10 protein-coding genes are annotated in these 4733 nt (G+C 71.6%); all 10 read left to right on the top strand.

Going from position 1 to position 4733, the window contains the following annotated elements; genetic code table 11:
* The first annotated feature begins 125 nt into the window (after window positions 1-125).
* Window positions 126-1514: an FtsK/SpoIIIE domain-containing protein gene (locus tag FrCorBMG51_RS33110; protein WP_476742144.1), complete on the top strand. Its 1389-nt coding sequence runs from the start codon at window positions 126-128 to the stop codon at window positions 1512-1514.
* Window positions 1515-2036: 522 nt separating this feature from the next.
* Complete coding sequence (locus tag FrCorBMG51_RS32515) at window positions 2037-2162, top strand: hypothetical protein (RefSeq protein WP_256386249.1); 126 nt, start codon at window positions 2037-2039, stop codon at window positions 2160-2162.
* Complete coding sequence (locus FrCorBMG51_RS10275; protein WP_047222850.1) at window positions 2159-2365, top strand: hypothetical protein; 207 nt, start codon at window positions 2159-2161, stop codon at window positions 2363-2365. The genes FrCorBMG51_RS32515 and FrCorBMG51_RS10275 overlap by 4 nt, the downstream gene beginning before the upstream one ends.
* A complete protein-coding gene (locus FrCorBMG51_RS28110; RefSeq protein ID WP_157180449.1) occupies window positions 2362-2505 on the top strand; it encodes a hypothetical protein in 144 nt (47 codons plus the stop codon). The genes FrCorBMG51_RS10275 and FrCorBMG51_RS28110 overlap by 4 nt, the downstream gene beginning before the upstream one ends.
* Window positions 2502-2678 (top strand): hypothetical protein, encoded by a 177-nt coding sequence (locus FrCorBMG51_RS29530; RefSeq protein ID WP_175648370.1) that lies wholly within the window; start codon window positions 2502-2504, stop codon window positions 2676-2678. The genes FrCorBMG51_RS28110 and FrCorBMG51_RS29530 overlap by 4 nt, the downstream gene beginning before the upstream one ends.
* 43 nt (window positions 2679-2721) lie before the next feature.
* Window positions 2722-3066 carry a hypothetical protein gene (locus tag FrCorBMG51_RS24990; protein WP_052914531.1) on the top strand — a complete coding sequence of 115 codons (345 nt, stop codon included), beginning with the start codon at window positions 2722-2724 and terminating at the stop codon, window positions 3064-3066.
* 62 nt (window positions 3067-3128) lie between these two features.
* Complete coding sequence (locus tag FrCorBMG51_RS10265; protein WP_047222848.1) at window positions 3129-3314, top strand: hypothetical protein; 186 nt, start codon at window positions 3129-3131, stop codon at window positions 3312-3314.
* A gap of 57 nt (window positions 3315-3371) precedes the next feature.
* Window positions 3372-3719 carry a hypothetical protein gene (locus tag FrCorBMG51_RS10260; protein ID WP_047222847.1) on the top strand — a complete coding sequence of 116 codons (348 nt, stop codon included), beginning with the start codon at window positions 3372-3374 and terminating at the stop codon, window positions 3717-3719.
* A 95-nt stretch (window positions 3720-3814) separates the two neighbouring features.
* Window positions 3815-4285 carry a single-stranded DNA-binding protein gene (locus FrCorBMG51_RS10255; protein WP_047222846.1) on the top strand — a complete coding sequence of 157 codons (471 nt, stop codon included), beginning with the start codon at window positions 3815-3817 and terminating at the stop codon, window positions 4283-4285.
* Window positions 4286-4365: 80 nt separating this feature from the next.
* On the top strand, window positions 4366-4733 hold a 368-nt coding region (locus FrCorBMG51_RS10250), incomplete at its 3' end, for a hypothetical protein (RefSeq protein ID WP_162233196.1).

Genomic DNA, 4733 nt, shown 5'->3' with positions numbered 1-4733 from the left:
CCCTGCCGGCCCGGCTCGCCCCACCCGGCCAGCGTCCCACCGACAGCGAGCCGATCACTCCGTCGATCGTGGTCACCGCCCTGCGGGACCTTGGCCTGCCCGCGTTGCGGAAGGCGATCCAGGCGATGCCCGACCACGGCGCGGGGATGCTCGGCCCGATCCGGCTCGCCGGCTGCGGGGTCGAGGTCGACGTCACCCTGCCCTCGGGAGTGGCGACGAACGAAGTCCAGGACCGCCGCCGCAAGCTCGCCGAGAACCTCACCCGCCACGAGCACGAGCTGTTCATCACCATCCCCGAGGCCGCCCGCACGGTCCGGCTGTGGATCGCGGACTCCGGCGCGCTCGACGAGCCGATCGGCCCGNNNGAGCCGATCGGCCCGTCCCCGCTCGTCCTCGACTCCGACCTGACCGCCGACTACCGCACCGGCCGCGCCCCCTGGGGGCAGGACCTGCGCGGGGACGCGGCGCTGATCAGCCTGTACCAGCGCCACCTGTTGATCACCGGCTTGTCGAACCAGGGCAAGACCGCCGGTCTGCGCGCCCTGGCGCTGTGGCTCGCCCAGGACCCCACGGTCGAGTTCTGGATCGCCGATCTCAAGGGTGTGGGGGACTGGGCGATGTTCGACGGCATCGCGACCCGGCTGATCCAGGGCCCCACCGACGCCCACGTCATCCAGGCCACCGAGATGGTCGAGGACGCGGTCACCGAGATGGAACGGCGCAACGAGGCCGCCCGCGCCGGGGCGACGTTCCACCCACTGATCGTGATCGTGGACGAGGCGCAGGTGGCGTTCATGTGCCCCGCCATCGGCGACGACGGCCGCCCCTACGGGGGGACCAAGGCCAAGTCCCGCTACTTCATGGGCGCCCGCAAGGTCCACAACCAGGGCCGTGCGGTCGACGTCCTGCTCTGGCAAGGCACCCAGGACCCCACAGATCAGAACCTGCCCAAGCTCGTCCGCGAAGGCGCCCACATCCGCGCGTCCCTGGTCGTGGGCACCGAAGCGCAGGCCAAGATGGCGCTCGGGGACAAGGCCGTCAACGGCGGCGCCGCCCCCCACAAGCTCCGCCAGGGCCTGGACAAAGGCACCCTCGTCGTCGCCGGTGACGGCGTGCCGCTCCCGCCGGGCGCGTCGTCCCTGACGATCCGGACGCACTTCATCGACGACGACGACGCCGACGCGCTCGCCGACCGGGCCCAGAGCCGCCGGACGCAGGTCGCCCCCCGCACCGCCACCGGTGACCCGACCGAGGACCGCGACCCGCTCACCGACATCGCCGTCGCGCTGCGCGGAGAAGACCGCACCCGCACCCCGGTCGTCCTCGCCCGTCTCGCCGAGATCCATCCCAGCTACCAGAAGTGGACCTTCCAAACCCTCAGCGCGGCCCTGGCCACCCACCACATCAAGATCGGTAAATCGGTGGGTCAGAGCGTCATCCGCGCCGACGACATCCACCAGGCGATCACCTTCCGTAACAGTCAGGCCGAGGGAAGCGATCAGGGAAGCCGGTGACACCCGGGGAAGTTTCCCCACCCGCTTCCCCCGCCCGCTTCCCCTTCCTGACCAGCAGAAACATCCCTTGGGGAAGGCATGGCCAGCTTCCCCAAGCACCCCCAGCACCCCGCCAGGAAGGCCGGGCCACCGCGTGGCACTGCCTCCCTCCCTCTCCCCACCACACCCACCGACAGTCACAGAAAGTGATGATCGGCGCGACCGTGGCACGGTCATCCGCTCCCGATAGCCCACCCGCAGGACCACGCGGGACCTGTCCGCACCACGAAGGAGAACCGATGTTCGCCAAGAAGCCCACGCACATCCTGACCGCCACCTTCACCGACGGCAGCCCGCTCGACTCCTTCGGGAGCAGCGCGATCGTCTACGGCCGACGGGACCTCAAGACCCGGCTGGCCGCNCGCCGCCGCGGAACGGCCCGACGTGACCGTCACCGGCCGCCGGCTCCGCCGCCGCGACCGGCGCGTCTGACCCCGCACCGGACGCGCCCGTACCGCTGTCCCGTTCCCGAAAGGCACCCCCATGATCACTTTTGCTGGTGTGGCGGTCCGTGTCCGTGACGCCGCGTTGCTCGCTGTTCTCGTCGCCGCCGTGGTCGCTGTCCTGGCGGACGAGACCGCCCACGCCACCATCGGGGCGGAGCGATGACCGGCCGGCGCACCGTGGCCGCCGCCGTCCTGGCCGCTGCGGTGACCCTCGCCGGCACGACCGGCTGTGACAGCCCCCTCGGTCACCGGCTCCAGGAGAAAGCCGACCGCACCGGGCGCTGCCAGCACGCCACCGTCGGTGGCAAGCACCGCACGACCGTCACCCGCTGCCCACAGCCCACCCCCGGCGGGGAGCGGCGGTGAGCCGGCCCGGCTGGGGCGAGACCAACCCGGTCAACCGCTCCCACTGCCCCGTCCACGGCCCCTACCCGGGCCTGCTCTGCCCCGGCTGCGCGACCCTGCCCGCCCGCACCCCTGCCCCGAACGGAGACCGATCCCGGTGAAATACCCGCACTCCCGCCGCGGCGGCGGCCCCTGGCTGCTGACCGCCGTCGCCGTCGCGTTCCTCGTCTACGCCGCCACCGCCCCGACCACGGCCGCCGCCGTCGTCGGCCGCATCACCGCCGTGATCGTGCACCTCGCCTACGGCCTGGCCGCCTTCGCCACCGCGCTGTGACGTCCCAGGCCGTATTCCTCACCGGAACTGGAAGGAGCCCTTCATGGCTGCGAAGAAAGCCCGTGTCTGCCCGCGCTGCGGTGGCAGCGGGAAGAACGGCGCGGACCTGTGCCGGGCGTGCAACCCCTCCGCCGCGCTCGGGGACCGGATCGTCGGCCGCGCGCAACGACTCACCGACCGGTTGACCGGCACCACCACCCACGCCACCAGCCACGGCACGGTCGCGACCCGCCGTGGCCGACAGACCGTCACCCGCCCTCCGGCCGGCGCCCTTCCCCCCGACCAGCGCGGGAGTGCCGTCCCGGCCTGTGACCACTGCGGGAACAGCGGCGTGCCGTTGAAACTCACCCGCCGCGGCATGACCTGCCTGCGCGGCTGCCCGTCCTGACCGCCCCTCTCTTCCTTCTTTCCCTCTTTTTCCTTATCCCAAGACCAGAAGGGACACGGACAGTGAAATTCGCCACGCGGGAACAACTCGAACGCGCCGTCAAACGGAACAAGACGGAAAGCCTCTCCCGCATCAAAGGCGATATCGCCGCAGCTCTCGACGCCGGCAAGTTCAGCGGCGACGCGGTGACTGCGAACGAGATGGCGATAGAGGTCATCGACGCCGAACTGGCACGCCGTAGCAAATAGCCGCCTCATCCGCCGCCCCTGACTTCACCCACCCCGACATCCTCAAGGAGAACGGACATGGGCCTGTTCAGCTCGAAGAAGAAGACACCCCCGCCGCAGCCCGCGCCGGTCAGGAAGGGCCGCAAGGCGACGGCCGGCCCACCGACCCCGGCCACGACCACGAAAGGCCGGAAGACCACCACAACCCCGGCGCCGCAGAAGGCGAATCCGACAGCGACCACTACCACGGCGGCGGCCGTCCCCGCCGATGTGCGCCGCCAGATCGTCGACCAGGTCTGCGCCCGCTACCAGGCCGATCGGCTGCAGCCGCACGAGGTGGTCATCAAGGCCAACGGCGAGATCTGGATCGACCGCCGCGGACGAGACCCGCGCAACGTGCCGTTCGTCATCGGCACCTGGAAGTAGCGGACACCACCCGTACCCGGTGCGCGGTGGGCGTCTCGCCACAGCCACCCGCCGTGCCCCGGCCCTTGCCCGACATCCCGCAAAGGAGGCCTTCCATGGCGAACGACACCCCGCTGACCGTGGTCGGGAACCTCACCGCCGACCCGGAACTGCGCTTCACCCCGGCCGGGATCGCAATGGCCCGGTTCACCGTCGCGGCCACCCCCCGCACCTTCGACAAGGCCCGGAACACCTGGGTCGACGGTGAGGCGATGTTCCTCGGCTGCACCGCCTGGCGGCAGCTCGCCGAACACGCCGCCGAGTCCCTGACCAAGGGCACCCGCGTGGTCGTGACCGGCCGGCTGCGCCAACACCACTGGACCACCGACACCGGCGAGAAACGCTCCACCTTCGCCCTCGACGTCGACGAGATCGGCCCGTCCCTGCGGTTCGCCACCGCAAAGGTCACCAAGGCCACCCGCGGCAGCGCCGACAACTACCCGCCCACCGGCCCCGACGACCCCTGGTCCGCACCCGCACCCGCGCCCGTCGGCGCCGGGACCGGCGCGGACACGCCACCGTTCTGACCCACCGGGGCGGCCGGGGCGGGCACTCCCGCTCTGCTCCCGGCCGCCCCACCTCTTCTCCCAGAAAGGGGGATATCCCCATGCCCGGTCACGCCCGTCCACTCGCCCTCCACCGCCGGGACGGCACCATCAGCCGGACCGTCCCGGCGGTCGAGCTCACCCCCGGGGTGTGGCTGTACCGGGAGGGACGGGAGTGCTGGTGCGATTCCTGCTATCGCCAGGCCACCGCCCCCGCCACCTGCCCCCACGCCACCGCCCCCTGGGCCCTGGCCGCCACCTGCGGGCTGATCATCACAGTCCCCTGGTACATGCACGACGACGTCCTCTTGCTGCGCCGCTACGCCACCGACATCACCACCACCTTGACCGCCGCCGGAATCGATCTCACCGACCCCGACCCGGCCCGTCTCCAGGTCAGGATGCGTACCCCCACCGGCACGGCAGCCGG

It is taken from the genome of Protofrankia coriariae, assembly GCF_001017755.1.
In the GTDB taxonomy this organism is placed as follows: Bacteria; Actinomycetota; Actinomycetes; order Frankiales; family Frankiaceae; genus Protofrankia; species Protofrankia coriariae.
This window is presented reverse-complemented; position numbering and strand designations above follow the sequence as displayed.